Genomic DNA, 25,862 nt, shown 5'->3' with positions numbered 1-25,862 from the left:
GTGACCGGCCCGCTCCCGTTGTGTGCGTGCGGCGTACGGTCCGTCAGACGTGCAGCGGGGCGGCCGTCGCCCGGCGGACCTCCTCCTCGCTCACCCCGGGCGCGAGTTCCCGAAGGCGCAGGCCCCGGTCGGTCACGTCGATCACCGCGAGGTCGGTGATCACCCGGTGCACCACGCCCCGCCCGGTGAGGGGGAGGTCGCACCGTTCGACGAGCTTGGGCGCGCCGTCCCGGGTGGTGTGCTCCATCAGCACGATGACCCGGCCGGCACCGTGGACCAGGTCCATGGCCCCGCCCATGCCCTTGATCATCTTGCCGGGGACGGACCAGTTGGCCAGGTCCCCGGTGGCGGAGACCTGCATCCCGCCGAGGATCGCGACGTCGAGGTGGCCGCCCCGGATCATCCCGAAGGACAACGCCGAGTCGAAGAGGGCGGCGCCGGGGCGGACGGTGACGGTCTCCTTGCCCGCGTTGATGAGGTCGGGGTCCTCCTCCCCGTCCACGGGGTAGGGGCCGACGCCGAGGATGCCGTTCTCGCTGTGCAGGACGACGCTGATGCCCTCGGGCAGCAGCCCGGGGACGAGGGTGGGCAGGCCGATGCCGAGGTTGACGTACTGTCCGTCGACCAGTTCGGCGGCGGCCCGGCGGGCCATCTGTTCACGGGTGAGCGCCATGGCGGAGTTCTCCTGGTGGTGGGTGGGTGCGCGGGAGGCCCCGAGGAGGGCGACGAACGGCCCCGGAAGGGCCGTGGGCGCGGTTGCGGGGTCCCGCGCGCCCCGGGGAGCGGATGGGGTGGGATCAGCCCTGCACGGGGCGGACGGTGCGCTTCTCGATGCGCTTGATGCCCTGTGCCACCGGGACGACGCGCTGCACGAAGACGCCGGGCACGTGGACGTGCACCGGGTCGAGTTCGCCGGGCTCCACCAGGCGCTCCACCTGGGCGATGGTGATCTTGCCGGCCATGGCGCAGAGCGCGTTGAAGTTGCCGGCCGAGCCGGCGAAGACGAGGTTGCCGTGGCGGTCCCCGAGGGCCGCGTGCACCAGGGCGAAGTCCGTGGTGATCGAGTGTTCCAGGAGGTGCTCCCGACCCTGGAAGGCGCGGGTCTCCCGGGGCGGCGAGGCCACGGCCACGGAGCCGTCCGGGCCGTAGCGCCAGGGCAGTCCGCCCTCGGCGACCTGGGTGCCGGCGCCGGCCGGGGTGTAGAAGGCCGGGATGCCGCAGCCGCCGGCGCGGAGCCGCTCGGCCAGGGTGCCCTGGGGGACGAGTTCGACCTCCAGTTCGCCCGCGAGGTACTGGCGGGCGAACTCCTTGTTCTCGCCCACGTAGGAGGCGGTGACCCGGTCGATGCGGCCGGCGGTCAGCAGCGGGCCGAGGCCCCAGTCGTCGACGCCGCAGTTGTTGGAGACGATCCGCAGCCCTGCCGTACCGGAGTGCAGCAGGGCGTCGATCAGCTCGTCGGGTATGCCCGACAGGCCGAAGCCTCCGACGGCCAGGGAGGCTCCGTGGGTGATGTCGGCGACGGCGTCCGCCGCCGTGGGAAGGACCTTGTGCATGGGAGCGCGAACTACTCTCGTGCGGGGCTGCCCTGCTCCGTGTTCGGTTCGTCCACGGCGCAGGTGATCAGCAGCCGGGTGGTGTGGGAGATGTGGTCCCGCAGCAGTCGGGCGGCGAGATCGCCGTCGCGGCTGACCGCGGCGTCGAGGAGGGCGCGGTGTTCGCCCGCCAGGTCGCGGTGGGGCTCCTGACCGAAGGAGACCGACCACTGTCGGTAGAGCTCGGCTTCCTCGCGCATGGCCTTGGCCGTGTCCAGCAACCGGCGGTTGCGGCACGCGGCGATCAGCGCGAGGTGGAACGCGGCATGGGCCTCGGTCCAGTCGTCGGAGATGCCCCCCTGCTCGCCCTCGGCGAAGAAGGGGGTGCGCTCCAGCATGTGGTGGGCGGCGACCGCGTCGGACTCCCAGCGCATGTCGCCCTGCTCGACCGAGAGCCGCAGGACCAGGGGTTCGATCTCCGTCCTGGCCTCGGTGAGGTCGGCGAGGTCGGAGTGGGACAGCGGCGTGACCATGTAGCCCTGCCGGGGCTGGGCCTTGACGAACCCCTCCCCCTTCAGTCTGGTGAGCGCTTCGCGGGCGGCACCCACGCTGGTGTTGTAGCGCTCGCAGAGGTCGGGGAACTTCAGGCGTTCGCCGGGAACGAGGCGGCCTCCCAGGATATCGCTGCGCAGTGTGCGGTAAATGCCCTCTGTGCGGGTGGTCCCCCCGCGCCCCTCACGTGCCATGCGAACACTGTATCGGAATGCGAACCCGAGATAAACTTTCGAAAGATGGTTGACCGGTCGAATATCGAGGGGTACACATAGGGCATTCCGTGAACCATCCGGTGTTTCACGGACCAGCGGTCGGCAGCGCCGGGCACCGTTCCGGCGGCCCGTGGACCCGCTCGACGGGTCGTCCCACGGCTGACGAGCCGCTGCACCGAGCAGAGGAGCAGTGCACGTGAAAGTCGCCAACGTTTCCGGTCGATTGAGCCTGATGACCGCCCCCCTAGAAGCCGTTGACGTCGAACGCGCCAGCGCGGGACGGTTCAGCTCGGACGTCCAGTCGGCCTACGAACGCTGGGACGCCCTCACCGAGTTCGCGGCCACGGTGACCCCGGGCCGCCCCGACGCCGTGCGCGTGCGTCCGGAGGACCTCGGCAACCCGGTCCCCAGCCCGCGCCAGGTCTTCGCCATCGGCCTCAACTACGCCGACCACGCCGCCGAGTCCAAGTTCGCGGTCCCCGACACCCCGACCGTCTTCACCAAGTTCATCTCCTGCCTCACCGGCCCCTACGGCCAGGTCACCCTGCCCGCGGGCGGAGACGTCGACTGGGAGGTCGAACTGGTCGCCGTGATCGGCCGGTACGCGGACCAGGTCTCCGAGGCCGAGGCATGGAACCACGTCGCCGGGCTGACCGTGGGCCAGGACATCTCCGAGCGGCGGCTCCAGCTCTCCGGCCCGGCCCCCCAGTTCAGCCTGGGCAAGTCCTTCCCCGGCTTCGGTCCCGTCGGCCCCGTCCTGGTGAGCCCCGACGAGGTCCCCGACCGGGACGACCTGGAACTGGGCACGCTGATCAACGGCGAGCAGGTGCAGCAGGGCCGCACCCGCGACCTGGTGTTCCCGATCTCCGCGCTGATCTCGCGGCTCTCCGCGGTCGCCCCGCTGCTGCCGGGCGACGTGATCTTCACCGGTACGCCGGCCGGCGTCGGCCTCGGCCGCACCCCGCAGCGCTACCTCCAGGACGGCGACGAACTCGTCAGCTACGTCAAGGGCATCGGCGAGATGCGCCACCGCATGGTCGCGGCCCGAGGGGCCTGACGTGACCCGCCGCACCCGCGTCACAGGAAGGGAGGGCGTTCCATGCCCCTGCACGGTCTGACCTCGGTGGTGATCGGCGTCCCCAACGTCGCCGCGACCACCGCCTACTACGAGGACTTCGGCCTCGGCCGTGGTGAGTCGGGCTGGCTCACCACCCTCGACGGCGGCGCACAGCTGCGGATCGTCGACTCCCCCGTCCGTCGCCTGGTCGCCGCGAACATCGGCGCCGACGACGCGGACGACCTGGCGCGCGCCGCGTCCAGCCTCACCACGCTGGGCGTGCCGGTCACCCTCGACGACACGTCCCTGACGGCCGTGGAGGCGGTGACCGGGGTGCGGGTCACGGTGCGGATCGCCGAACGCATCCGGCAACCCCGGATATCGGCGACGCCCTACAACGGGCCCGGCCGCATCGAGCGGGCCGGCGCCCGCGCCCCCGGCGTGCTGCGCGAGGGGCCGGTGCGCCCGCGCAAGCTGGGCCACGCGGTGATCGGGTCGGTCGACTACGAGGCGACCACCCGCTTCCTCGTCGACGGGCTCGGCTTCCGGGCCAGCGACTACATCAAGGGCAAGGGCGCCTTCCTGCGCTGTTCCACGGACCACCACAACATCCTGGTCCTCAACTCCCCGGTGAACTACCTGCACCACACCTCCTGGCAGGTGGACGACATCGACGACATCGGGCGGGGCGCGCAGGCCATGCTGGAGGACCACCCGGAGCGTCACGTCTGGGGCCTCGGTCGGCACCACGCGGGGTCCAACTTCTTCTGGTACCTCAAGGACCCGGCCGGGAACTTCTCGGAGTACTACTCCGACATGGACACCGTCTCCGAGGACGAACTCTGGACGCCCGAGGTCCTCGAAGGCGCCAAGGGACTCTTCAACTGGGGGCCGCCGCCCCCGCCGTCCTTCCTCAACCCGGAGGACCTGGCGGCGCTGATGACCGGCGCGCACCAACCGAAGTCCTGACCCCCGCGGCCCCGTCCCGACGGGGCCGCCCCGGGTCCGCCCCCGCGCCACGGCGGGCGCTGCGCACACCCCGGCGGCCCGACCGGTCCAGGCGGTCCGGTCCCGCCGCCGCGAAGCGCCCCCCGTTCGGTGCCGGTCCGCAGCCGGCACCCCGGTGGGCCCGCGAGGACCTCGCGGGCCCACCGCCTCCCCTTCACCACCGCTGCGGCGGACCCGAGAACAGACCACGAGGAGACACCCATGGAAATCGGCCTGCTACTGCTGCGGCTGGCGCTCGGCGGCCTGCTCTTCGGGCACGGCGCCCAGAAGATGTTCGGCTGGTTCGGCGGGCTGGGGTTGGACCGCACCGGCGGGGTGTTCTCCAGTTGGGGCCTGCGACCGGGCCGCACCATGGCCTTCGTCGCCGCCGCCTCGGAGATCACCGCGGCCGCGCTCCTGGTGCTCGGTCTGCTGTCCCCGCTCGCCGCCGCCATGACCTGCGGCACGCTGATCGTGGCCGGTTCGGTGAACGCGTCGAAGGGCCTGTGGGCCCAGACCGGCGGCTTCGAACTCCCCCTGCTGTACGCCGTGGTCGGAGCGGCCCTCGGCTTCACCGGTCCCGGCGAGTGGTCGCTGGACCACGCCTTCGGGCTCACCGAACTGTCGGGGGCGGCCTGGGGTTCGGCCGCGGTGGGCGCGGCGGCCCTGGCCGCGGCCGGGGTGATCACCCGGGCGAGCCTGCTGCGCCGCCGCTCCGTGACGGCCTGATCCGCCCCCTCCCCGCCCATCCCCTTCCCCTCCGCCGTTCCCCCGCCCGGGAACGGCGGAACCACCATCGAGGAGAACGCACATGCTGCGACCGGACAGTCACATCGTCATCATCGGCGGCACCCGGGGCCTGGGCTTCGCGGTCGCGGAATCGGCCGCCGCCCAGGGCGCCCGCGTGACCATCACCGGACGCGACGAGGCCCAGGCCCGGTCGAGGGCGGCTCAGATCGGCGGCTCGGTCACCGGAGCCGCCTGCGAACTGACCGACTGGGACTCGATCGGTGCGCTGTTCGACGGCATGGACCGGGTCGACCACCTGGTGCTCACCGCCCTCGACCGGGACCACAACACCATCAGGGACTTCCGCCCGGACGACTGCGCCCGCACGTCCCTGATGAAGACGGTCGGTTACGCCACCGCCGTCAACAAGGCGCTTCCCAAGTTCGCCGACGACGCCTCGGTGGTGTTGTTCAGCGGGCTGTCGATGTGGCGCCCCGTTCCCGGTTCCACCACCATCTCCATGGCCAACGCCGGGATCATCGGCCTGGTCAACTCGCTCGCCGTGGAGATCGCCCCGGTCCGGGTCAACGCGCTGACCCCGGGGGTGGTGGGCGGCACCGCCGCCGTGGACGAGGCCGATCCGGTGCGGGCCGACTGGTACGAGGCCATGCGCCTGCGGACCCCGGCGAAACGACTGCCCACCCCGGACGACATCGTGGCGACGACGATGCTGCTGTTGACGTGCCGCGGCATCAACGGGGAGAACATCGTGGTGGACGCGGGCATGCGGTTCGCCTGACCGGGCGCGGCCGGGCCCCGCTGAGCCCCGCCCGGGGTGGAGCGGGGCTCAGCGCTCGGCGTAGGGCAGCAGTGCCATCTCCCGCGCGGTCTTGACGGCCGCGGCGAGTGCGCGCTGCTGACGGACCGTCACCCGGGTGACGCGACGGCTGCGGATCTTGCCCCGGTCCGAGATGAACTTCCGCAGCAGTTCGGTGTCCTTGTAGTCGATGGTGGTGATGCCGGCGGCGTCGAGCGGGTTGGGACGCGGTCGGCCCTGCTTGGCGGGCCGGGGCGGGCGGGTCATGGAGACTCCTTCACTGGGTCGGGGGTGCCGGACGGGGTCAGGGGGCGTCGAGGAGGGCGTCGAAGGCGGCGGGCAGTCGCTTCCAGCCGTCGCGGCCGGCCGCGTACTCCGCGTCGGTCAACAGGCAGGAGTCCAGGAGGCGTTCCAGCCCGTCCCGGTCGAGGCCGGGCGAGGTGAAGACGAGGTGCTGGCAGCAGTCGCCGTGGTCGGGGTGCCAGTCGAGCGCGGCCGCCGCCCGACGCACCGGGGGGACCAGTTCCCAGGCGGCTTCGGGCAGCGAGGCCAGCCAGGGGCCGGCGTTCTCCACGCAGAGCGCTCCCCCGGCCGCGTCCCAGGCGAGCAGGGTGTCGGGGCGGTCGGCGAGCCAGAACCGGCCCCGGCTGCGGGCGGCCGCGCAGCAGAGTTCCTCCAGCGCCTCGTGGAGCCGTTCGGGGTGGAAGGGTCGGCGCCGGCGCCAGACGAACGTGGCGACGCCGGCCTCGTCGGCGTCCTGCGGCAGCAGCGCGCTGGCCGCGTGTTGGGCCGCCGCCGCGGCGTCGACGTCGAAGCCGGCGAAGACGATCCGGGCGAGGGCCTCGGAGTCGGCCGGCACCCGTAGGGCGGTGGGGTGCAGTTGGGCGAGGAGCGCACGGTCCTCCTCGTCGACCGGTTGCGCCGCCCCCTCGACGAGGGCGAGCACGGGGGCGTACTCCACCTGCCGGGCCCAGGTGTCGCCGACCGTGCGCCGGTCCGCGGGCGCCGCGGCGAGGCCCACCTCGGCGAGGTCGTCCCCGTTGGCGAGGTAGGGCAGGACGAGCGCCGGGTCCACCGCGGTGACCACGTTCGTCAGGGCCAGCCGTTCGCTGCCGTGCGCGGCGATCACCTCCGCCATGGCCTTCGGCTCGACGGAGTCCCACAGTTCGACCACGGCCAGCCGGTTCACCGGGTCGTCGGCCAGCCGCTCCAGTTCGGGGACCAGGTCCTCGCGGAGCGTGCAGCACGCGCAGTCGTTGACCCAGGCCGCGTCCCGGTGGGCGAGGGTGCCGGAGGCGTCGCGGAGCAGGGAGCGGACGGTGCCCCCGGCCGCCCCGGTGAGGTCGTGGTGCAGGGCCACGCTCCCGGGCACGGCCCGCAACAGCCGTTCGACCACCTCGGTCCGCGCTTCGGCGTGGAGTCCGGCGACCACGACGACCGACAGCCGGTGTGCGCGTTCCATCACCGCCCCCCGCCGTCGACCGGGCGGGCGGGGGACCTACGGGGGAAGCGGTCGGCGGGCGGACTCATCCGGGAACCCTTTCGGTGCGGGTGGAGACGGAGCGGGACGGCGGGGTGTCGTCGAGACGCGGAGGCGGCCGGCGGCCGGCCGATCGAGTGGTCCTCGTTGCGCATCACCAGGGCAGTATATGACAATGATTTCCATAATCATTTACGGAGCCCTTCGAGAGGACGCACCACCGATGTCAGCCCACTGCCAACTGACCGGCGCCAAACCGGGGTTCGGCAACGCCGTCTCCCACTCGCACCGCCGCACCTCGCGCCGCTTCGACCCGAACATCCAGCACAAGCGCTACTGGCTGCCGAGCGAAGGGCGGCACGTCCGCCTCACGCTGAGCGCCCGGGCGATCAAGACGGTGGACTCGATCGGGATCGAGGCCGCGGTGGCCCGCATCCGGGCCCGCGGAGGGAAGGTCTGATGGCCAAGAAGAGCAAGATCGCCCAGAACGAGAAGCGCAAGGAGGTCGTCGCCCGGTACGCGGCCCGGCGCGCCGAGCTGAAGGAGGTCGTCCGACGCCCCTCCAGCACCGACGCCGAGCGGGAGGCCGCCGCCGCGGAACTGCGCCGGCAGCCCCGCGACGCCAGTGCCACCCGGGTGCGCAACCGCGACGCCGTGGACGGCCGCCCCCGCGGCTACCTGCGCAAGTTCGGCCTCTCCCGGGTGCGCACCCGACAGCTGGCGCACGCCGGGTTCCTCCCGGGGACGACCAAGTCGTCCTGGTAGTTCGGACGCGGCGTCCCCCGGGCGGGCGAGGCCCGGGGGACGCCGACGCCGGAGCCCGGGCGGCGCCGCACTGCTTGTACGATCGCCCGGTCCCCGTCGTCCGTGGAAGGTCCCCCGGTGAGCACCGTCGTCCCGCCGCCCCGCACCTCCGTCGGCCCGCTCCGGGTCGAGCGGCTGGCCCGGGTCGAGGACGGCGGGACCCTGGGCGCCCTGCTCTGGCGGGCGGGTCCCGGCTGGCGCATGGTCAGCAGCTCCGTCCTGGGCGGCGGCCTGGGCGAGCGGGCCTGGGTGCTGAACGCCCAGGTCTCGCACGGCTACCGGCGCACCGACCCGGACCGGCACCTCGCCGCACTCGCGGCGGACGCCGGAGCGCGGGGCACGGGGGTGGGCCTGATGACCGCCGCCGACGTTACGGCCCACGGCCGGGCGCAGGACGGCGGGGTCGGCGCGGTCGCCACCGCGGGGCTCGGAGTCCGCGGGTGGGCCGCCTCCCCGGCCGGGAGCGCGACCGTGCCGCATCAGCCCGGCACGGTCAACATCGTCGTCGCACTCCCGGTCGCCCTGACCGACGCCGCGCTGGTCAACGCGGTCGTCACCGCCACCGAGGCCAAGGTCCAGGCGCTGCTCGACGCCGGATACGACTGCTCCGGCACCCCCACCGACGCCGTGTGCGTCGCCGCACGCGTCCCCGCCCCGGGGGCGGAGGTGCACGGCTTCGCGGGCCCCCGCTCCCCGTGGGGCGCACGGCTCGCCCGGGCCGTCCACCGCGCGGTGCGGGCCGCCGCGCCCCCGCCGTAGCGCGGCGGGCTCAGCGGGACCGGCCGAACGCGAGCCGCAGGAGACGCCGCCAGTCCAGCGGCGGGGCGGGCACGGGCCCGGGCACCGTCCTCCGTGGCACCCGGACCCGCAGCGCACCGGGGCGGAGGGCGCACACGAGGGGAGTGGTCAGCCGCAGGGCCTCGCCGTCCACCGCCACCGGGATCTCGCCCGCCGCGGAGGTGACCTCCACCACACGGGCGGTCAGCACGGTCAGCCCCGCGGACCGCGAGCCCCGCACGGCGAGGTCGGCGGCCTGCGCCGCCCCCTCCACCCGCAGCCCCAACACGCCCAGCAGGCCGGAGTCGAGACGGGGCCGACGACCGGCACCGCCGAACGCGTCGGGCGAGGCGTAGGGGTTGTTGCTGACCAACAGCGCCTGGAGGGAGGTCAGCACCGTGTCGTCCGCCCGTGCGTCCACCCTCCGGACGCCCTCCCCCAGCAACAGGTCCGGCATGAGGTTCAGTGCCGTGCCCGCCTTGGCCCCGCGGTACTCGGGGCGCTGCACCACGTCCGCGTACACGCCGAACGAGACCGTGTTGACGAAGGGACGGCCCGCGACCTCGCCCAGGTCGACGCGGAACTCCTCCCCGTCGGTCAGCGCCTCCAGGCACCGCGCCGGGTCCTCCCGGTCGAGTCCGAGGTCCAGCGCGAAGTGGTTGCGGGTGCCGGCGGGCACCACGAGGAACGGCAGACCGTGTTCGGCGGCCACGGCCGCGACCAGCGCCAGGGTGCCGTCCCCGCCGGCCGCCCCCAGCAGGTCGGCACCCTCGGCGACCGCCGCACGGGCCAGTGCGGTGACGTCGGCGGGGGCCGCGGGGTCGAGCAGGAGCACCCGGGCCCCCCGTTCCCCGGCCCGCTCGACCAGGCCGAAACGGCCCACCTTCCCCTCCCCCGACCTCGGGTTCATGATCAGCACCGGGTGCTCCGGCCGGGGCGCGACGCTCGTCCTGCGCGGCGGCCGGTCGGGGGAGCCCCGCAACGCCGCCCGGGCGCAGGCCACGGTGGCGACCCAGCACAGGCCCAGCACCAGTGCCGTGAGCCACAGGCCCTCATGGGTGAAGAGCACCAGAACGGCCGCCGGCGCAGCGATCGCCACCACCGCGCCCAGGAGGCGTACCGCGCCCCGGTGAGCCAGGAACCACCACGCCCCCACGGCACAGACGACCACCCCGAGCAGTCCGATGCCGACGATCACCAGCCCGGCTTCGCCCCACGCGACCACCAACACCACCAGCACGCCCAGCGCGGCCAGGACGGCGAGCCGCGCCAGCCACCGGCGAACCGGGCCCCCGGTCCCCCCTTCCTGCTGGCCCATGCCGCTTCCGCCCCTCGCACCCGTCCGGTCCGGCCAATCTGCCCGGGCACGGGCCCGGCGGCATCCCGAACGGGCCGGGCGGGTGAGTTCCCCGTCCCCGGCGGGTGCGCCGCGACACCCCGCCCCGCGGTGGACGCCTGCCGGGGTTCCCTCCGGCGGCAGGGCCGGCTTCGACGCCGCGTTCGAGATCCGGGCGCGCGTCCACCGCGCCGGTGGAAGCTGGCCCAACCAGGATGCACAAGGGCGGAGTTGACGCGTCGTGGCCTTCGGTTCGCGCCGCTCCCGGGCCGGTTGACGTGCTGTCAGGACTCGTCGGTCGACGCCCGGACCACGAGCTGCGGGGCGAACCGCTCGACCCGCTCGGCCCGTTCGCGGCCGGGCGCCTGGAGCAGGGCCAGCCCCCGTTCGGCCATCGCGGACAGCGGATGGCGGATGGAGGTGATCGGCGGGTCGAGGAGCTTGAGCATCTCGGTGTCGTCGAAGCCGGTGACGGCGATCTCCCCGGGCACGGCGACCGACGAGCGGTGCAAGGTGCTCACCAGCCCGACGGCGAGGACGTCCGCACCGCAGACGACCGCGTCGATCCGGTCGCGCCGCTCGATGATGCGGCGGGCGGCCGTCCGGCCGGCGTCGGTGGTGAAGTCCGGCAGCAGGATCGTGGTGGCGTCGGGCCCCTGCGCCGCGGTGAAGGCGGCCACGCGCTCGGCACCCGCGGAGGACGCCTGGTCGGCCACCAGGGCGATCCGGTGGCGCCCGATGCCCTCCAGGTGGTCGACCAGCAGCCGGACCGCGGCGGCGTTGTCGAGCGTGACGGCCACCGTGCCGGACTCCTCGGCCCAGCGGTCGAAGAGGACGACCGGACGGCGTCGGGCGGCGTCGCGGATGGCGGGTCCGGAGGCGCCCGCCGACACGGGGACCACGAACAGGCCGTCCACCCGACCGCTGAGCAGGGTGTCGATCTGCTCGGCCTCGATCGCGGTGTCGTTCGCCGCGTCGGAGACCACCAGCGTGCCCCCGGCCGCGCGCACGTGTTGGGCTATGGCGTCGGCGAGTTGGACGAAGTACGGGTTGGCGAGCGTGGGGAGCACGACGCCGATGGTGCCGGTCTCGCCGGTGCGCAGCGCCCGGGCCGAGTGGTTGGGCTGGTAGCCCAGCCGGTTCGCGGCCTCCTCGACGCGGCGCGCGAGCTCGGGGTCGACGTTGCGCGGGGTGCCGGCGAGCACGCGCGAGGCCGTGGCGCGGGAGACGCCGGCGGCTTCGGCCACGTCGATCAGTCGGGGCGCTGTCACGTGGGTGGTCCCTCTCGGTCGGGGCGGGATGGCGCCACGGCATCGGGGCGAATGGGCACGATGAGGCTACTTGACGTCTCGGGTGCTCTGGTACAGCATGTCGGAAATCGATCTCCCAAGGAGTTCACATGTCGCCCATCACCGTCGTAGGTTCGGTGAACCGCGACTTCGTCCTGACCGTCGCGGACCTTCCGCACGCCGGCGAAACCGTGCTCGCACAGCACTTCGTGGAGGGGGTCGGCGGCAAAGGCGCCAACCAGGCCGTCGCCGCCGCCCGCCTCGGATCGCCGGTGCGGCTCGTCGCCAGGGTCGGGACGGACGCGGACGCCATCCTCGACACGCTCGTCTCGGAGGGCGTGGACGTCGAAGCCGTGCGGACGGACGAGCACGCCACGACCGGAATCGCCGCGGTGGTCGTCGACGGCTCCGGTGAGAACACCATCGTCGTGAACCCGGGGGCCAACGCCGACCTCGACGTCGACGACCTGCCGGACCGGCTCGTCCGCTCGGCCGGCGAGATCGTCCTCGTGCAGCACGAGATCGCACCCGAGGTGGTCGAGCTGGCGGTGCTGCGGGCCCACGAACAGGGCGGGGTCGTCGTCCTCAACCCGGCACCCGCCCGTCCGCTGGACGACCGGGTCCTGGCCGCCGTCGACGTCCTCGTGCCCAACCTCGGCGAACTCGTTTCGCTCCTCGGCGCCGACCGGCCCACCAGCGTCGACGAGGCACGGGCCCTGCTGGAGCGCGCCGCGCTCCCGTGCCGGGCCGTGGTGGTGACGCTGGGTGCCGACGGCGCCGTCCTGAAGGAGGCGCACGACACCACCACCCGCCACGTCCCCGCACCGACGGTGGACGCCATCGACACCGTGGGCGCCGGCGACACCTTCTGCGGCGCCCTCGCGGACGCGCTCGCCCGCGGCAGCGGCCTCCCGGCCGCGGTCGAACGGGCGGTCCGGGCGGCATCGCACGCCGCGACCGGCCGCGGCGCCCAGACCTCCATGCCGTACGCGGACCAGCTCGACGCACCCGCCGTCGCCTCCTCCCTCTGACACCCCCCGCGGGTCACCCCGCCTGCACTACGGAGAACCACCATGAGGAACCTCAAGATCGGCCTGTTCGAGAACGCGCAGACCAACGCGAGCGGCACCGCCACCTGGCGCCACCCCGACAGCCAGCGGCACCTCTTCGACACCCTCGGCTACTGGCGCGAGCTCGCCACCATCTGCGAGGACGCCAAGCTGGACTTCCTCTTCCTCGCCGACGCCTGGGGCTGGTCCGAGATCGACGGGAAGCGCCCGCCCATCGCCACCGAGGAGACCCTCGACCTCCCCCGGCTCGACCCGGTGGTCGTGGCCTCGGCCCTGCTGTCCACGACCACCAACCTGGGCCTGGTCATGACGGGCTCGGTCCTGGTGGAGCCCCCGTACGCGTTCGCGCGCCGCATGGCCACCCTCGACCAGCTCTCCGGCGGCCGGATCGGCTGGAACATCGTGACCACCGGCACCGCCGACACCGCCGTCAAGGCGTTCGGCATGGAGATGGTGGCCCACGACGACCGCTACAAGATGGCCGAGGACTTCCTGGAGCTCGTCTACAAGTACTGGGAGGGCGCCTGGGAGCCGGACGCCCTGGAGAAGGACAAGGAGGGCCGGTTCGCCGACCCCTCCAAGGTGCACCTGATCAACCACGAGGGCCCGTACTTCCGCTCGCAGGGCTACGGCAACACCGCGCGCTCCCCGCAGGGCACGCCCGTGCTGTTCCAGGCCGGCGCCTCGCCCGCCGGACGCCGGGTCGGCGGGCGCCACGGCGAGTGCATGTTCGTGGGCAGCGGCTCGATCGCGCAGCTCGCCGGACACACCTCCGCCATCCGCGAGGAGGCCGTCAAGGCCGGCCGCGGCGCCGACGAGGTCAAGGTGATGTCGGCGTTCTCCTGCGTCGTGGGAGCCACCACCTCCGACGCGGAGCGGCGCTACCAGCGCATCCTCGACGCCCAGCGGCCCGAGGTGACCGTCGCCAGCTACGCCATGTTCACCGGGCTGGACCTCTCGTCCTACGCGCCCGAGACCCCCATGAAGGACCTGTCGACCGAGCTGTCGCAGACCCAGGTGGCCCGCTTCGCGGACAAGACCGTCGGGGACGTCCTCGCCGACTGGCACACCCACGGCGTGGGCGCCCGTCCGGTCGTCGGCACCGCCGAGGAGATCGCCGACGAGATCTGCTCCCTCGCCGAGGGCGCCGACCTCGACGGGTTCCTGCTGTCCCCGACGATCCAGCCGACCTCGACCACGGACTTCGTCGAGTCGGTCCTGCCGATCCTGCGGGAACGCGGGGTCTTCCGCGGGGAGTACACGGAGGGCGAGAGCCTGCGCGAGCGCCTCACCGGGGCGTCCGACCAGGCGCTGCCGGCCAGCCACCCCGCCGCCCGGTACCGGCACTGAGCCCACCACTCCCGACGAGAGGATGACGAAGACCATGGCCACGTCTGCCCACACCCCGCCCGTGGCGCCCGTGCCCGCGGAGCTGGACGCGGCGATGCTGCGACGGGCGTTCGGGGCCTACCCGACCGGTGTCGTCGCGGTAGGCGCCCTGCGCGGGACCGAACCGGTCGGGTTCGCGGCGAGCTCGTTCGTCTCGATCTCGCTCGAACCGCCCATGGTGGCCGTCAGCGTGGCCCGCACCTCGGCCACCTGGCCGCGCCTGGCCGAGGCGTCCGTTCTGGGGCTGAGCGTGCTCAGTCACGGTCAGGGCACGCTCTGCCGGCGGCTGGCGTCCCGGGACGGCGACCGCTTCGAGGGCGTCGCCTGGCGGGCGACGCCCGAGGGCGCGGTCCTGATCGAGGACGCCGCCCTGTGGCTGACCGCCCGGGTGAGCGCGGTCTACGACGGCGGTGACCACGAGATCGTGCTCCTGGAGCTGTTGACCGCCGAACTGTTCTCCGGCGTGGAGCCGCTGGTCTTCCACACCAGCCAGTTCCGGGAGCTCATCCCCCATGGGTGAGGTCCTGCCGGTGTCCGCGCACCTCACGGGTGCCGTGGTGCACGGCGCCGGTCGGGGCCGTGGGCTCGGGTTCCCCACCGCCAACGTGGCGGCGGACCCGGGCTCACCGGTACCGCCACCGGCGATCTACAGCGGTTGGGTGGTGCGCCACTCGACCGGCACCGTGCACCGCGGCACGATCAGCATCGGGTCGAACCCGACCTTCTGCGACACCCCCGAGGTGCACGTCGAGGTCTACTGCCACGACACCACGGACGAGTTCTACGGAGAGCGCGTGGGGCTGTGGTTCGTGGCACGGATCCGCGACACGGTGAAGTTCACCTCGGCCGACGACCTGGTGCGCGCGGCCCGGCAGGACGTCCTGCGCTCCGAGGCGCTGCTCGCCTCGGAGCGCGGGCGCCGCGTCCTCACCGGCGCGCTCACCGCACACGACACGACCGTCCCCGTCTGAGACGTCCCTCCGCACCGCTGCACACAGACTCGGCGCGCACTGCCGAAACCCCGCGTCATGACTGGCCCGTCCGGGCCCACACCCCCACACCCACCTGCCCCGAACGAACAAAGGTGTGAGCAATGAGCGCATTCGAGTGGCTGAACGAGCAATTCAGCTTCTTCGGCCTGCCCGTCTACTGGTCTGACTTCTTCGGCAACATCCTGGCGCTCGCCACCGTATGGCTGGCCCTGCGCCGGTCGCTCGTGGCCTGGCCGGTGCAGATCACCGGTTCGATCCTGCTGCTGATCGCCAGCCTCAACGTGGACCTCGGCGGCAACGCGGCACGTCAGATCGTGATCATCATATCAGCGTCGTGGGGATGGGCGACGTGGCGGCGCAGCCGGGAGAGGGAGGGTGCGATCAACGTCCGTTGGGCTTCGTGGACGGAACGGATCGCGCTGCTCGTGGCCATGATCGCCGGTACCTTCGCGTTCGCCTCGCTGCTCAAGGCGACGGACGCCTCGTTCTACCCCGGCGCCCCCTGGTGGATGGTCCTCGCCGACGCCTGGATCTTCGTCGGCTCCATCCTCGCGATGTACACGCAGGCCCGCCGGTACGTGGAGTTCTGGTTCGTGTGGCTGGCCGTCGACCTCGTCGGGGTGCCGCTGGCCATCCACTCCGAGCTGTACTTCTCCGGAATCGTCTACGCGATCTTCTTCGTGATGGTCCTCATCGGCATCCGCGACTGGGCGGCCCGCAGCAAGGACCAGGAACTCGCCTCCCCGCTGGAGCCGGCGGTCGTCCTGGAGGGCCGGACCGAGTCCGCCCCGACGGCCGGGACCAAGGCCGACCGCGTGGGCACGGACACCGCGAGCGGCTCCAAAGGAGTCGATGCGGATCGGTGACCACCGCGATTGACACGAGTCAGTCGACGATGGCGAACCCAACGCCCCGGGAACGAAGGCGGTGACCCGCCCCCCGTTCCCGGGGCGCCGTCGGCGAGTTCGGGGCACGCTGCGCGACGTCGGTCTTCAAGGCCCGGTCGTGGTCGCGGAGACCGACGTCGTCGTACCGGGTGGATGCCGATGCGGCCGACGGGAGTCCGCTTCCCCGCGACGGCGCCCCCGGGGCCCTCGCCCTTCGTCGGCCCGTGAGCCACGCCGGTCGTTCAGGAGCAGGACCGTGGGGGGGCTCGCCGGATACCGGGCCTTCAGCTGTTCGAAGGGGGGCGGGGGCGGACGCATCGGGCACGGTGCCGGGTCCGGCGGCGTTAACCTCGTGCGGTGGGCGACGGGTGCCGGGGGCGCCCAGGACGAGGAGGCACGGTGTTCGGTAGGGGTGTGCGGTTGCTCGCGGGTGCCATGGCCACGGCCTGCGTCCTGCTCGTCGGCCCCAGCGCGCCCAACGGGATCCCGTTCGCCAAGCCGCTGCCCGCGGACGCCGTCAAGACCGTGGTGCCGAACCGGGTCATGTCGTGGAACGTCTGCAACCCCTGCAAGGAGAGCGACGTCGACCGGGCGGCGGAGATCGCCCGGTACGCACCGCAGGTCATCGGCTTGCAGGAGGCGTGCGTGCGGGACGTCGAGCGGATCCGGGACTACCTGAGGCGCTACTACGGGCTGGTCTACCACGTCGAGTACGGGACGGTCCTGAGGGACTGGGGGCGCTGCGGCGGAGCCCCCTGGCACCCGGGGGCCTTCGGCCAGGCCGTCCTCTCGGCGGCTCCGATGACGGACCGGGTGAGCGTGGAGTACCCCGACGGCGGCTCCGAGGACCGCGGGTACATGGCGGTCACCACCCTGGTGGACGGCCGGCCGGTCCGGGTCTTCAACACCCACCTCGCCCAGTTCCAGCAGGGCGCGGTCCGCGCGGACCAGGTCGGTGTGCTCGCCGAGGAGGTGGCCCGGCACGAACGGGCGGTCGTCCTCGGCGACTTCAACGCCGTGCCCCAGGCACCGGAACTCGCCGACATGTGGGAACAGGCCGCGGAGGTCGACCCCCGGTGCGCCGCCTCGCCCGCCGGCTCCTGCCCGCCGACCACCGACTGGCAGAGCAAGTTCGACTACGTCTTCCTACGGGGCCTCGCCCCGCTCGACCACGGTGTGCACCCCAGCGCGTACTCGGACCACCACCTGGTGCGCTCCGACCTGCGCACCGCCTGACTCCTCCCGGCCCCGGCGGCACGGTCACCACGTCGCTCCGCCACGGCCGCTTCTCGCTCTCGACGGTGGCGGTAGCGACACCGCGGCGTTTGCCACACCACTGGGCGCGCAGCCGCTCGTCCTCGCGCATCGGGGTCTCGTTCGGGTGGACGAGCATGTCCATCAGCGCACGGCTCATCCGCACGGCCGTGGGCCGGGGGTGCGGAGACCGTCCGCTCTCCCCGGGGTGCTCAGGTGGTCTCGCCGACCGGATCGGCGGTGCCGTCGCTCGGGGCGAGGGGCCACGGGCGCTGCCCTTCGTCGTGCCAGAGCGGACGTCGGTCGACCCGCAGGCCGAGGATCTCCGGTCGTGCGTAGTGGCCGCGGGAGTCGACCCAGACCTTGACGGCGTTGATGTCGGCGAGGTCGATCTCGGCGGTGACGAGCTTCTCCTCGATGCCGGTGTGCGGGCCGGCGAGGTACTGGTTGAAGGGGTGGATCACCGCCGACCAGCCCCCGCCGGCGGTGATGTGCCCCTGGGGTCCGACGGCGGACTCCATCCACCGCAGGCAGGACTCGTCCACCGGGTTCCCGGCGGAGACCACGAACACCTGGGCCGTGAGTGCGTGGGTCTTCATCATGGCGTCGATCTGGATGTCGGCGACGGCCTCGAAGCCGGCCATGGTGGACAGCCCGGGCCAGGCCGCCGCGTGGATCTGCTGGCCCTGGAGGATCAGGGACTGCCGGGCCAGGTTCATGGTGTGCTCCCAACAGGCCAGACCCCCGATCCGACCCAGGGCGCTGTCGAAGACGCTGAGGGTGGCGCCACCGCCCTGGGCCCACACGATCCGTTCCGCGTAGGTGGGCTGGAGCTTGCGGTGCACCCCGAGGAGCGTGCCGTCCGGCTCGATGAAGACCTGGCTGTTGAAGCACGTGCGGGTCCCCGCGAGCCGTTCGCTGACACCGAGTACGACCCCCACCCCGGCCCGCTCGCAGGCGGTCTGGACCCGGGCCACCTGCGGTCCGGGGACCTCCACGGACGCCTCGGCGTAGGCGGCGTTGGCGCCCTGCTGGTCCAAGGGGGCGTACGCCTCGATCCAGTACGGGTAGCCGGGCACGAAGGTCTCGGGGAACACCAGGAGGTCGATGCCTTCCCGGCCGGCCCGCTCGACGAAGCCGACGACCTTGTCGACGGTCGCCTCGGTGTCCATGAAGACCGGAGCGGCGTGCACCGCCGCGACGGTCCGCTTCGTGGAAGTGGCAGCTGGCATGTCTGGGTCTTCCTGGGGAGTGGGGTGCCGACGGGAACGCCGTGGCGCGGCGTCGGGACCGCCCGGTCCGGATGCGGTCGGACCGACGGGCCGGTCACACGAGTGTGCCACCGCGCGCAGGAGCACGCGCCCGTTCCGGCCGCTTCCGCCGGAACGCGTGAGGAGCCGTCGGCCCCGCCGGGGGCGCGGGCTCCCCGCGCCGGCGAGGGGAAGCACCACCGGCGGGGCCGACGTCGTTCGTTCCTCAGTATCCGCGGGCGCGCCATTCCTCCAGGTGGGGCGCTTCGGCACCGATGGTGGTGGATTCCCCGTGCCCGGTGTGCACCACGGTCTCCGGAGGCAGGACCAGCAACTCCTCCTCCAGGGAACGGAGGATGGTCGGGAAGCTGGAGAAGGACCGTCCGGTGGCACCGGGGCCGCCCGCGAACAAGGTGTCCCCGGTGAAGACGGCCGTCAACTCCGGTACGTACAGCGAGACCGCACCGGGCGTGTGGCCCGGCGTGTGCAACACGATCACCTCCGTGTCGGCGATCGTCAGGCGCCGTCGGTGACCGAGGTCGCCGTCGGGCTCCCGGTCGGGGTGGCACGCCTGCCACAGGACCCGGTCGTCGGGGTGGAGCAGTACCGGGGCGTCCGTGCGGTCGGCCAGCGCCGGCGCCGCGTTGACGTGGTCGTTGTGGGCGTGGGTGCAGACGACGGCGCGGACCGTGCGGTCCCCGACCCGGGCCGCGATGGCCTCCGCGTCGTGGGCGGCGTCGATCACGATGACCTCGCGGTCGTCACCGACGATCCACACGTTGTTGTCCACCTCCCAGGTACCGCCGTCGAGCGAGAAGCTGCCCGAGGTGACCAGGTGTTCGATGCGGGGCGCCATCAGAGCACCACCACGGAACGCAGCACCTCTCCGCGGTGCATCTTGGCGAACGCCGACTCGACTTCGTCGAGGGCGATGGTCTCGCTGACGAAGGCGTCCAGGTCCAGCCGCCCCTGGAGGTAGAGGTCGGTGAGGACGGGGAAGTCCCGCTCGGGCAGGCAGTCCCCGTACCAGGACGACTTCAGCGATCCGCCCCGCCCGAAGACGTCCAGCAGCGGAAGGTTCAGCTTCATCTCGGGAGTGGGCACCCCCACCAGCACGGTGGTGCCGGCCAAGTCCCGTGCGTAGAAGGCTTGTTCGTAGGTCTCCGGGCGTCCGACCGCATCGATGACCACGTCCGCGCCGAACCCGCCGGTCAGCTCGCGGATGCTCTCCACGACGTCGGCGTCACGGCCGTTGACGGTGTGCGTGGCACCCAGGCCGCGGGCCGTGACCAGCTTGCGGTCGTCCAGGTCCACCGCGATGATCGTCCCGGCGCCGACGAGGCGGGCTCCGGCTATCGCCGCCGCGCCCACTCCGCCGCACCCGATGACGGCCACGGAGTCGCCCCGCTCGACGTGACCGGTGTTGATGGCCGCGCCCAGGCCGGCCATGACGCCGCAGCCCAGCAGCCCGACCGCGGCCGGCGAGGCGGCGGGGTCGACCTTGGTGCACTGCCCGGCCGCGACGAGCGTCTTCTCCGCGAACGCGCCGATGCCCAGGGCCGGGGCGAGGACGGTGCCGTCCAGGAGCGTCATGCGCTGGGTGGCGTTGTGGGTGGCGAAGCAGTACCAGGGGCGACCGCGCTTGCACGCCCGGCACTCCCCGCACACCGCTCGCCAGTTGAGGACCACGAAGTCACCGGGGGCGACGTGCGTGACGTCCTCCCCCACGGACTCCACCACACCCGCGGCCTCGTGGCCGAGGAGGAAGGGGAACTCGTCGTTGATGCCGCCCTCCCGGTAGTGCAGGTCGGTGTGGCACACCCCGCACGCCTGGATCCGCACCACGGCCTCGCCGGGGCCGACGTCCGGGATCACGATGGTCTCGACGCTCACCGGCTCACCCTTGCCCCGAGCGACGACGCCTTGCACTTGTTGGGCCATTCCATTGTCCTATCAGCCAGTGGGAAGACGACGGATCGGTACCCCGCTGCGCGACGATCACCCGTCGTCGAGAACAGTAGCCACGAGGACTGGTCGCGGACGGGGGCGGGTGGGACGTCCGGTCCCCCGTCCGTGACTCCCCGCCCCGGACGTCCTGCTGCTCTCGGGGCGGATGGGCCCCGGAGCCGGCCGAAGGCCGGGAACGCGAACGAGGTGGGGGAACGGCGGTACCCCCGCCGCCACCGGGCCCGGCGGCGCCGTACGGCCGAGCCCGGTGGGCTCGCCGCCCGGGCGCGCCGCGCGCGTTCCGACCATCTGGGGAACCCCGCACCCGGGCCCTACCCGCATCGACCGGCCGACCTGGCCTCGCTCCACCCCGTGTACGCCTCAGCGAGATAAGTGGAGCCCGCCGTGGAGTCGACCACTGCCCTCAGTTCGCCGAGCTGGCGGCGTTCGTCAAAGTCGGTAGTGCGGGGGGCGCGGTGCAGCATCGTGGTCATCCAGTACGAGAAGTGTTGGGCACGCCAGACGTGGCGCAACGCGCGGGGACCGTAGGCGTCGAGGGCGGTACGGTCGTGCTTGGTCAGGGCGGTCTGCAATGCCTCGGCCAGCAACTTCACGTCGGCGAGCGCCAGGTTGAGGCCCTTGGCACCCGTGGGCGGCACGGTGTGGGCGGCGTCGCCTGCCAGGAGCATGTTGCCGTAGCGCATCGGCTCGCATACGAAGCTGCGGAAGCGCAGGACCGAACGGTCGGTGACCGGGCCCTCCTCAAGGGAGAAACCGTCCACCCCGCTCACCCGTGCCTGCAGTTCCGCCCAGATCCGGTCGTCCGGCCAGGCCGCCGGGTCCTCGTCCGGGTCGCACTGGAAGTACATGCGCTGCACGGACTCCGTGCGCTGGCTGATGAGGGCGAAGCCGCGCTCGGAGTGAGCGTAGACGAGTTCCCGAGCGCTGGGCGGGGCGTCGACCAGGACGCCAAACCAGGCGTAGGGGTACTCGCGGAAGAAGTGGGTGCACTCGGCAGTGGGGACGGCGGAGCGGCACACCCCGCGCGAGCCGTCGGCGCCGACCAGGATGTCGCAGCGCACTTCCCGGGCCACGCCCTCGGCATCGGTGAACAGGATGCCGGGGCGTTCGGCAGTCAGGTCGACCACCTGGGTCCCCGAGACGCCGAAGCGTACGTCTCCCCCGTCGCGGGCACGGGCATCGGCGAGGTCGGCAAACACGTCGGTCTGCGGGTAGAGCCACACACCCTCCCCCACCAGTGCTCGAAAGTCCACGCGGTGGCTCTCGCCGGCGAAGCGCAGTTCGACCCCGTCGTGCCGGCGGCCGTCGCGGTAGACCCGATCCGACGCCCCGGAGTCGGAGAGGAGTCGGGCGCTGTCGGCCTCCAATATGCCCGCGCGGCTGGTGCCCTCGATCTCGGCGCGGGTACGGTGATCGACCACCACTGAGTCGATTCCGGCACGGGCCAGCAGGTGCGAGAGCATCAGTCCGGCCGGACCCGCGCCGACTATGCCGACCGCGGTCCGGGTGGGCGGGTGTGGCATGGCTCGTCCCTTCAAGTCGAACGGAGGCCGTGCTCGGCCACCAGACGCGTATCGCGCGTCGGGCGAAGTCGCGCCGCGCAAAAGGTTAATCACCCTTGGCAGCCGTCCGGTTGTCCACGGGCGGACAGCTTCCGCCCGCGTTGGCCCGCTGCTCCGCGTCATCGGTCGAAGAGAAATCCGGTTGCCCCTGGTGACCAGAACTGTCCGAATCGGAACTTGCCCCCCCTCCATGCCTCCATGAAGGTTGAATGTGGTTCACCGATGCGAAAGCGTGGCTCAGTGATCTCCACTGCCTCCACGGGTCGCCCACCCGAGCGCGGCAAGCAACCGGTGCGAGGGCACCCGGCTTACCACGTCGACAGGCGGCCATCCGCGTCGGCAGTGACCGAAATGATACCGTCACCATCATCGCCGAAACCGTTGCCAGCATCGCATGGGGGATCATGTCGACAGTTTCTGAATTAGCGAACGAGGATCGCGCCGATCACTTCCTTCCACTCCAGCGGTACGTGAGTGAGCACTGCGTCTCCCTACCCATAGAATCGTTGCTGCCTGCCGATTCCCCCCGCCTCAACGGCGAGAGCACGGAGCACGTGCGGCTCATCGCGGAGCTGGACGACGAACTCCAGCCGATCATCGTGCACCAGCAGTCCCTGCGAGTCATCGACGGAATGCACCGTCTGCGAGCCCGGGCCGAGCGCGGTGACACCACCATCCAGGCCCGCTATTTCACCGGAAGCGACAGCAAGGCTTTCCTCTTCGCCGTCCAATGCAATACGCAACACGGCCTTCCGCTGACCCGGGAGGACCGCAGGGCCGCTGCGGAGAGAATCATCAAGTCCTTTCCGACGATGTCCGACCGGGCGCTGGCGAAGTTCACCGGGCTCGCCCAGCAGACCGTCGCCCGAATTCGCCACCGACTTCCTCCCACCGAGTCCAGCGAGGCCCGCATCGGCGTCGACGGGCGCGCCCGACCCGTCAACCCCAGAGAGAACCGCCGAATCGCCGAAGAGTTCCTCCAGGAGAACCCCTACGCCTCACTCCGGGAGATAGCCCGAGCGGCGAACATTTCCCCCTCGACTGCCCAGGACGTAAGGCGACGCGCCATGCTCCAGCGCGGTTCCCCGGACCCCCAGGCACGTCGGCAACCGACCCCCTCCCCGATGGCCAGGCCGGACCCCGCCCCTGAGCAACTGCGTCATCTTGAAGTCCTCGCCCGCGACCCGTCCGTGCGGCACACCGACACGGGCCGCATGCTGGTGCAGTGGCTGCGGCTCACCGCGGCCGTCAGCAAGAACCACACCGTCATCGTGGACAGCATTCCCGAGCACTGCTCCGCGATCACGGCCAGCGCGATGCGGGTGTGCATGGCGCACCTCGAAGAGTTCGCGAAGAAACTCGAACAGCGCTAGCCCCGCGGTTTCGCTCGAATACGGATAGCTTTGGCGTGTAAACGCAGAGTGCCCTCCTGAACCGGGACGATGAACCTCGCTGAAGGGTTCTCTCGGCCCGGTCGGAGGGCGCTTCCTCCGCGCTGGCTCGGATTGCGTCCCGAGGTCCCCTCCCGTGGCGATCGCCCCTCCCGCTACTTCGGCATCGGCACCGTCTGGCTCGAATGCAGCCTCGCCTCGATCGACCTGCCGGCCGGGCCCTCGTTCCGTCATCGCCTCACCCCGCTGCCCCGTCCGGCCGGTTGACCGCAAACCCTGCCCACCGGGGCCCCAAGGGCCGCGCAGAACCCGACCACCACACCGGGCTCCGCCACGTCGGAGCAGCGACTTCGCACCACCACTCTTGGCGGCCCTCAGCAATTCCTCACCGCCACAACAGAAATGACGGTGCCAGGATCAGGTCGGGCCCTAGGGTCCCTTGCATGATTGAGGTCTGTTCGGACTCATCCGGTAGTGCCGAGGGCGGTCAGGGGCCTGCGCCAGTCGCGAGCGGTGTGACGTAGGGCGGCGGCGACGTTGGCGTGGCCGTCCTGACGGTGGGCGCCGATGGCGAGGTTGCGTAGGTCGGCCATGATGCGCGGGAGATGACCAGCACGGATCTTGGCGTCGTCCTCGCGGAACGTGCGGTCGCGGACGTGGTGCAGAAGATTTTCGATCTTCCAGTGGCCTCTGATCCAGTCCGCGAGTTGGGCGCCGGTGACCCCGCCGGGCGGCAGGCTGGTGATCAGGTAGACACGCTCGACGGTGAGCTTGCCGCTGGTGAAGTCCTTCCTCCAGCGCACGACTTGCAGGGCCTGACGGCGTCGGGGTAGTCGAGGTGGCGAAAGCGGCGGTCTTGAGCCGCCGGATCTAGATGGTGGTGAGCCCGGGTGCGGTCGTGGTGGTCGAGTGTGATCTCGCGCCAGGGCAGGCGGCGGACGCGGTGAAGAGGCGGGGTGGTTGGCCTTGACCTGGGCGATGTAGTGGGCACCGCGCCCGTGGAGGTAGGTGCCGTGAGCGTGCTGGGTGTGCAGCGCGTCGGCGGTGATGACCGTGCCGGTCAGGTCGACGCTGTCCAGCAGGGGCCGGAAGGCGGGGATCTCGTTGCTCTTGTCGGCGACCTGGCGCTGTGCCAGGACGTGACCGGTGTGGCCCATCGCGGCGAGCAGGGTGACGTGCCCGGTGACGCGGGTGCGCGAGCCGCGCAGGGCCTTGCCGTCAACAGCGATCGCCCGCAGTCCGGGGCCGGCCGGGGTGGCGCGGGCGGTGAGGGAGGCGCCGATCGCCCGGTCCAGGGCGTCGCCGTCGAGCTGGACGAGCAGACGGCGCAGGGTGTGGGGATGCGGGACGGACACGGTGCCGGAGAGCGGATCGGTGGGGAAGCCGAGAACCCGGCAGGCCCACGCGGGGACGTCGCCGATCCATTCCGTGATCGCGGTCAGGGAGCGGGCACCGGCCAGGACACTCGCCGCGGCCGCGGCGACCAGGGCGGACAACCGGTAGCGGCGGCCACGGACGCCCCGCGGGTCGGGCACCAGATCCAGGAAGCCGGACAGTGCGACCGCATCCGCCAGAGGGACCGGCGCGGCAGCCCGGCCCAGTTGGGCCAGCATGGTGGGCAGGGGAGAAGACGCAGGAGCAGGCACGGACCCGCCAGGTGTTCATGGGACTTCGACACTCACATGATCACCGAGACCGTGCCTGTACTGCGTCCGCTTCCTGCCCAAACCGGGGTGTCCCAGGGCCAGCGCGGCACTCCGGACCAAACGCGATCATGCAACGGCCCCTGGGTCAGTCCCCTCCCGAAGGTTTCAGGTGTTCGACTGCACAACGTTGTGCAGTCGAACACCGCTTGACCATCGACTTATCTCGCTCATAGCCTTCTGCCGAGTGATATCGAACGAATCAGCAGCCCGATTTCCGTTTCCTGGTCCGCCCTACGTCGTGGAACGGTCGTGATATGACGGAACGACTGAATCAATTCTCCTCGGCTCCACCGCAGACGAGAATGCTCATCTGCACGGACGGATCGACGACCCTGCTACTCAACGCCCTGGTCGGCGAGCAGCTGAGCGTGCGAGTCGATCACCAGCAACAGGTCCCCGCAGCTCGGGTCCGGCGCATCGGGTGCCACATTCTCGGCATCGCCCCCGACGTCCTGGTGGTAGACCGCCAGACCAGAATCTTCATCCCGGGCAAGGAAGTCGTCAGTGTGAACCGGGTCGTCATCGCAGGGCGCGAGAGCGACCGCCTGGTCCCCCCGCCGGACGAACTCCTGGGCCCCTATCTCAAGAAGGTGGGGCTGGCGTTAAAACGCGAACTGATCGCCGCCTCACGGGACATCTGGCCACTCGACGAAAATTCACCCGCCTGCGTCAGCAAAGAATACATCATTGACTGTGGCACCGCGGGCCGAATGTACGTGCACGAACGGTTCAATCCTCGATTCGTCCCCCTCGAATCCCGCGAATCCCTGGATCCTATGGAGAAGGACGGTTGACGGACATGAATTCCACCGACGCAT

28 protein-coding genes are annotated in these 25,862 nt (G+C 71.9%); 16 read left to right on the top strand and 12 right to left on the bottom strand.

What is annotated here, in order from left to right; all coding sequences use genetic code 11:
* Nucleotides 1-43 precede the first annotated feature (43 nt).
* From ACSMX9_RS26805 to ACSMX9_RS26795, 3 genes are all read right to left on the bottom strand, one after another.
* A complete protein-coding gene (locus tag ACSMX9_RS26805; protein WP_351243949.1) occupies nt 44-673 on the bottom strand; it encodes a CoA transferase subunit B in 630 nt (209 codons plus the stop codon).
* Between the two features lie 124 nt (nt 674-797).
* On the bottom strand, nt 798-1,553 hold the full coding sequence (locus ACSMX9_RS26800; RefSeq protein ID WP_351243951.1) for a CoA transferase subunit A: 756 nt from the start codon (nt 1,551-1,553) through the stop codon (nt 798-800).
* Between the two features lie 11 nt (nt 1,554-1,564).
* Complete coding sequence (locus tag ACSMX9_RS26795) at nt 1,565-2,278, bottom strand: GntR family transcriptional regulator (RefSeq protein ID WP_445397743.1); 714 nt, start codon at nt 2,276-2,278, stop codon at nt 1,565-1,567.
* A 217-nt stretch (nt 2,279-2,495) separates the two neighbouring features.
* On the opposite strand from ACSMX9_RS26795, the gene ACSMX9_RS26790 reads away from it, so the two are divergent.
* The 4 genes from ACSMX9_RS26790 (at nt 2,496) to ACSMX9_RS26775 (ending at nt 5,871) form a co-directional block, all read left to right on the top strand.
* Entirely contained in the window at nt 2,496-3,356 is an 861-nt protein-coding gene (locus tag ACSMX9_RS26790) for a fumarylacetoacetate hydrolase family protein (protein ID WP_445397741.1), read from the top strand.
* A gap of 42 nt (nt 3,357-3,398) precedes the next feature.
* Nucleotides 3,399-4,325, top strand: a complete 927-nt coding sequence (locus ACSMX9_RS26785) for a VOC family protein (RefSeq protein ID WP_445397739.1) — start codon at nt 3,399-3,401, stop codon at nt 4,323-4,325.
* A 240-nt stretch (nt 4,326-4,565) separates the two neighbouring features.
* Nucleotides 4,566-5,072, top strand: coding sequence for a DoxX family membrane protein (locus ACSMX9_RS26780; protein WP_351243959.1), 507 nt, complete (start codon nt 4,566-4,568; stop codon nt 5,070-5,072).
* An 82-nt stretch (nt 5,073-5,154) separates the two neighbouring features.
* On the top strand, nt 5,155-5,871 hold the full coding sequence (locus tag ACSMX9_RS26775; RefSeq protein ID WP_445397737.1) for an SDR family oxidoreductase: 717 nt from the start codon (nt 5,155-5,157) through the stop codon (nt 5,869-5,871).
* A gap of 48 nt (nt 5,872-5,919) precedes the next feature.
* Here ACSMX9_RS26775 and rpsR read toward each other — a convergent pair whose 3' ends face one another.
* Nucleotides 5,920-6,156 carry a 30S ribosomal protein S18 gene (gene rpsR / locus ACSMX9_RS26770; RefSeq protein ID WP_445397735.1) on the bottom strand — a complete coding sequence of 79 codons (237 nt, stop codon included), beginning with the start codon at nt 6,154-6,156 and terminating at the stop codon, nt 5,920-5,922.
* A 37-nt stretch (nt 6,157-6,193) separates the two neighbouring features.
* Nucleotides 6,194-7,351, bottom strand: a complete 1,158-nt coding sequence (locus tag ACSMX9_RS26765) for a CobW family GTP-binding protein (RefSeq protein ID WP_445397733.1) — start codon at nt 7,349-7,351, stop codon at nt 6,194-6,196.
* Nucleotides 7,352-7,592: 241 nt separating this feature from the next.
* Between ACSMX9_RS26765 and rpmB the strand changes: the two genes are divergently transcribed.
* The 3 genes from rpmB (at nt 7,593) to ACSMX9_RS26750 (ending at nt 8,932) form a co-directional block, all read left to right on the top strand.
* A complete protein-coding gene (gene rpmB / locus ACSMX9_RS26760; RefSeq protein WP_351243969.1) occupies nt 7,593-7,829 on the top strand; it encodes a 50S ribosomal protein L28 in 237 nt (78 codons plus the stop codon).
* Nucleotides 7,829-8,134, top strand: coding sequence for a 30S ribosomal protein S14 (gene rpsN, locus ACSMX9_RS26755; protein ID WP_351243971.1), 306 nt, complete (start codon nt 7,829-7,831; stop codon nt 8,132-8,134). Before rpmB ends, rpsN begins: the two co-directional genes overlap by 1 nt.
* 117 nt (nt 8,135-8,251) lie before the next feature.
* Nucleotides 8,252-8,932 (top strand): adenosylcobinamide amidohydrolase, encoded by a 681-nt coding sequence (locus ACSMX9_RS26750; RefSeq protein ID WP_445397732.1) that lies wholly within the window; start codon nt 8,252-8,254, stop codon nt 8,930-8,932.
* Between the two features lie 10 nt (nt 8,933-8,942).
* Here the strand turns inward: ACSMX9_RS26750 and ACSMX9_RS26745 are convergent, their stop codons facing one another.
* Both ACSMX9_RS26745 and ACSMX9_RS26740 read right to left on the bottom strand, forming a co-directional pair.
* A complete protein-coding gene (locus tag ACSMX9_RS26745) occupies nt 8,943-10,268 on the bottom strand; it encodes a diacylglycerol/lipid kinase family protein (RefSeq protein WP_445397730.1) in 1,326 nt (441 codons plus the stop codon).
* Between the two features lie 302 nt (nt 10,269-10,570).
* On the bottom strand, nt 10,571-11,557 hold the full coding sequence (locus tag ACSMX9_RS26740) for a LacI family DNA-binding transcriptional regulator (RefSeq protein ID WP_445397728.1): 987 nt from the start codon (nt 11,555-11,557) through the stop codon (nt 10,571-10,573).
* A gap of 128 nt (nt 11,558-11,685) precedes the next feature.
* On the opposite strand from ACSMX9_RS26740, the gene ACSMX9_RS26735 reads away from it, so the two are divergent.
* From ACSMX9_RS26735 to ACSMX9_RS26710, 6 genes are all read left to right on the top strand, one after another.
* Nucleotides 11,686-12,606 carry a ribokinase gene (locus ACSMX9_RS26735; RefSeq protein ID WP_445397726.1) on the top strand — a complete coding sequence of 307 codons (921 nt, stop codon included), beginning with the start codon at nt 11,686-11,688 and terminating at the stop codon, nt 12,604-12,606.
* Nucleotides 12,607-12,648: 42 nt separating this feature from the next.
* Nucleotides 12,649-13,995 (top strand): NtaA/DmoA family FMN-dependent monooxygenase, encoded by a 1,347-nt coding sequence (locus ACSMX9_RS26730; RefSeq protein WP_351243981.1) that lies wholly within the window; start codon nt 12,649-12,651, stop codon nt 13,993-13,995.
* A gap of 34 nt (nt 13,996-14,029) precedes the next feature.
* The gene (locus ACSMX9_RS26725; RefSeq protein WP_445397724.1) at nt 14,030-14,554 is read left to right on the top strand and encodes a flavin reductase family protein; all 525 of its coding nucleotides are present in this window, start codon (nt 14,030-14,032) and stop codon (nt 14,552-14,554) included.
* Nucleotides 14,547-15,005, top strand: coding sequence for a riboflavin kinase (locus tag ACSMX9_RS26720; RefSeq protein ID WP_366115035.1), 459 nt, complete (start codon nt 14,547-14,549; stop codon nt 15,003-15,005). The genes ACSMX9_RS26725 and ACSMX9_RS26720 overlap by 8 nt, the downstream gene beginning before the upstream one ends.
* Nucleotides 15,006-15,127: 122 nt before the next feature.
* On the top strand, nt 15,128-15,892 hold the full coding sequence (locus ACSMX9_RS26715; protein ID WP_445397722.1) for a nicotinamide mononucleotide transporter family protein: 765 nt from the start codon (nt 15,128-15,130) through the stop codon (nt 15,890-15,892).
* A 456-nt stretch (nt 15,893-16,348) separates the two neighbouring features.
* Nucleotides 16,349-17,149 carry an endonuclease/exonuclease/phosphatase family protein gene (locus ACSMX9_RS26710; RefSeq protein ID WP_445403108.1) on the top strand — a complete coding sequence of 267 codons (801 nt, stop codon included), beginning with the start codon at nt 16,349-16,351 and terminating at the stop codon, nt 17,147-17,149.
* Between the two features lie 230 nt (nt 17,150-17,379).
* Here the strand turns inward: ACSMX9_RS26710 and ACSMX9_RS26705 are convergent, their stop codons facing one another.
* The 4 genes from ACSMX9_RS26705 to ACSMX9_RS26690 form a co-directional block, all read right to left on the bottom strand.
* Nucleotides 17,380-18,399, bottom strand: coding sequence for a carbon-nitrogen hydrolase family protein (locus ACSMX9_RS26705; protein WP_351243991.1), 1,020 nt, complete (start codon nt 18,397-18,399; stop codon nt 17,380-17,382).
* Between the two features lie 244 nt (nt 18,400-18,643).
* Nucleotides 18,644-19,273 carry an MBL fold metallo-hydrolase gene (locus tag ACSMX9_RS26700; RefSeq protein WP_445397720.1) on the bottom strand — a complete coding sequence of 210 codons (630 nt, stop codon included), beginning with the start codon at nt 19,271-19,273 and terminating at the stop codon, nt 18,644-18,646.
* Nucleotides 19,273-20,358, bottom strand: a complete 1,086-nt coding sequence (locus ACSMX9_RS26695; protein WP_351243995.1) for an S-(hydroxymethyl)mycothiol dehydrogenase — start codon at nt 20,356-20,358, stop codon at nt 19,273-19,275. The genes ACSMX9_RS26700 and ACSMX9_RS26695 overlap by 1 nt, the downstream gene beginning before the upstream one ends.
* Nucleotides 20,359-20,696: 338 nt before the next feature.
* On the bottom strand, nt 20,697-21,908 hold the full coding sequence (locus tag ACSMX9_RS26690; protein ID WP_445397718.1) for a 4-hydroxybenzoate 3-monooxygenase: 1,212 nt from the start codon (nt 21,906-21,908) through the stop codon (nt 20,697-20,699).
* A 545-nt stretch (nt 21,909-22,453) separates the two neighbouring features.
* Between ACSMX9_RS26690 and ACSMX9_RS26685 the strand changes: the two genes are divergently transcribed.
* Complete coding sequence (locus ACSMX9_RS26685) at nt 22,454-23,320, top strand: streptomycin biosynthesis protein (protein WP_445397716.1); 867 nt, start codon at nt 22,454-22,456, stop codon at nt 23,318-23,320.
* A gap of 132 nt (nt 23,321-23,452) precedes the next feature.
* Nucleotides 23,453-23,605 (top strand): hypothetical protein, encoded by a 153-nt coding sequence (locus tag ACSMX9_RS26680; RefSeq protein ID WP_445397714.1) that lies wholly within the window; start codon nt 23,453-23,455, stop codon nt 23,603-23,605.
* A 197-nt stretch (nt 23,606-23,802) separates the two neighbouring features.
* Here ACSMX9_RS26680 and ACSMX9_RS26675 read toward each other — a convergent pair whose 3' ends face one another.
* A complete protein-coding gene (locus tag ACSMX9_RS26675) occupies nt 23,803-24,951 on the bottom strand; it encodes an ISAs1 family transposase (protein ID WP_445397712.1) in 1,149 nt (382 codons plus the stop codon).
* Nucleotides 24,952-25,298: 347 nt separating this feature from the next.
* Here ACSMX9_RS26675 and ACSMX9_RS26670 point away from each other — a divergent pair, with 347 nt between their 5' ends.
* The gene (locus ACSMX9_RS26670) at nt 25,299-25,838 is read left to right on the top strand and encodes a hypothetical protein (RefSeq protein ID WP_445397710.1); all 540 of its coding nucleotides are present in this window, start codon (nt 25,299-25,301) and stop codon (nt 25,836-25,838) included.
* The last annotated feature ends 24 nt before the right edge of the window (nt 25,839-25,862 follow it).

Source organism: Streptomyces sp. LE64 (assembly GCF_052606915.1).
This window is presented reverse-complemented; position numbering and strand designations above follow the sequence as displayed.

Coding starts and splice junctions, on each gene's coding strand:
- ACSMX9_RS26805 (WP_351243949.1), bottom strand. CDS start 673: ATGGCGCTCACCCGTGAACAGATGGCCCGCCGGGCCGCCGCCGAACTG.
- ACSMX9_RS26800 (WP_351243951.1), bottom strand. CDS start 1,553: ATGCACAAGGTCCTTCCCACGGCGGCGGACGCCGTCGCCGACATCACC.
- ACSMX9_RS26795 (WP_445397743.1), bottom strand. CDS start 2,278: ATGGCACGTGAGGGGCGCGGGGGGACCACCCGCACAGAGGGCATTTAC.
- ACSMX9_RS26785 (WP_445397739.1), top strand. CDS start 3,399: ATGCCCCTGCACGGTCTGACCTCGGTGGTGATCGGCGTCCCCAACGTC.
- ACSMX9_RS26780 (WP_351243959.1), top strand. CDS start 4,566: ATGGAAATCGGCCTGCTACTGCTGCGGCTGGCGCTCGGCGGCCTGCTC.
- ACSMX9_RS26775 (WP_445397737.1), top strand. CDS start 5,155: ATGCTGCGACCGGACAGTCACATCGTCATCATCGGCGGCACCCGGGGC.
- rpsR (WP_445397735.1), bottom strand. CDS start 6,156: ATGACCCGCCCGCCCCGGCCCGCCAAGCAGGGCCGACCGCGTCCCAAC.
- ACSMX9_RS26765 (WP_445397733.1), bottom strand. CDS start 7,351: ATGGAACGCGCACACCGGCTGTCGGTCGTCGTGGTCGCCGGACTCCAC.
- rpmB (WP_351243969.1), top strand. CDS start 7,593: ATGTCAGCCCACTGCCAACTGACCGGCGCCAAACCGGGGTTCGGCAAC.
- rpsN (WP_351243971.1), top strand. CDS start 7,829: ATGGCCAAGAAGAGCAAGATCGCCCAGAACGAGAAGCGCAAGGAGGTC.
- ACSMX9_RS26745 (WP_445397730.1), bottom strand. CDS start 10,268: ATGGGCCAGCAGGAAGGGGGGACCGGGGGCCCGGTTCGCCGGTGGCTG.
- ACSMX9_RS26735 (WP_445397726.1), top strand. CDS start 11,686: ATGTCGCCCATCACCGTCGTAGGTTCGGTGAACCGCGACTTCGTCCTG.
- ACSMX9_RS26730 (WP_351243981.1), top strand. CDS start 12,649: ATGAGGAACCTCAAGATCGGCCTGTTCGAGAACGCGCAGACCAACGCG.
- ACSMX9_RS26725 (WP_445397724.1), top strand. CDS start 14,030: ATGGCCACGTCTGCCCACACCCCGCCCGTGGCGCCCGTGCCCGCGGAG.
- ACSMX9_RS26720 (WP_366115035.1), top strand. CDS start 14,547: ATGGGTGAGGTCCTGCCGGTGTCCGCGCACCTCACGGGTGCCGTGGTG.
- ACSMX9_RS26715 (WP_445397722.1), top strand. CDS start 15,128: ATGAGCGCATTCGAGTGGCTGAACGAGCAATTCAGCTTCTTCGGCCTG.
- ACSMX9_RS26710 (WP_445403108.1), top strand. CDS start 16,349: ATGGCCACGGCCTGCGTCCTGCTCGTCGGCCCCAGCGCGCCCAACGGG.
- ACSMX9_RS26705 (WP_351243991.1), bottom strand. CDS start 18,399: ATGCCAGCTGCCACTTCCACGAAGCGGACCGTCGCGGCGGTGCACGCC.
- ACSMX9_RS26700 (WP_445397720.1), bottom strand. CDS start 19,273: ATGGCGCCCCGCATCGAACACCTGGTCACCTCGGGCAGCTTCTCGCTC.
- ACSMX9_RS26695 (WP_351243995.1), bottom strand. CDS start 20,358: ATGGCCCAACAAGTGCAAGGCGTCGTCGCTCGGGGCAAGGGTGAGCCG.
- ACSMX9_RS26690 (WP_445397718.1), bottom strand. CDS start 21,908: ATGCCACACCCGCCCACCCGGACCGCGGTCGGCATAGTCGGCGCGGGT.
- ACSMX9_RS26675 (WP_445397712.1), bottom strand. CDS start 24,951: ATGCTGGCCCAACTGGGCCGGGCTGCCGCGCCGGTCCCTCTGGCGGAT.
- ACSMX9_RS26670 (WP_445397710.1), top strand. CDS start 25,299: ATGACGGAACGACTGAATCAATTCTCCTCGGCTCCACCGCAGACGAGA.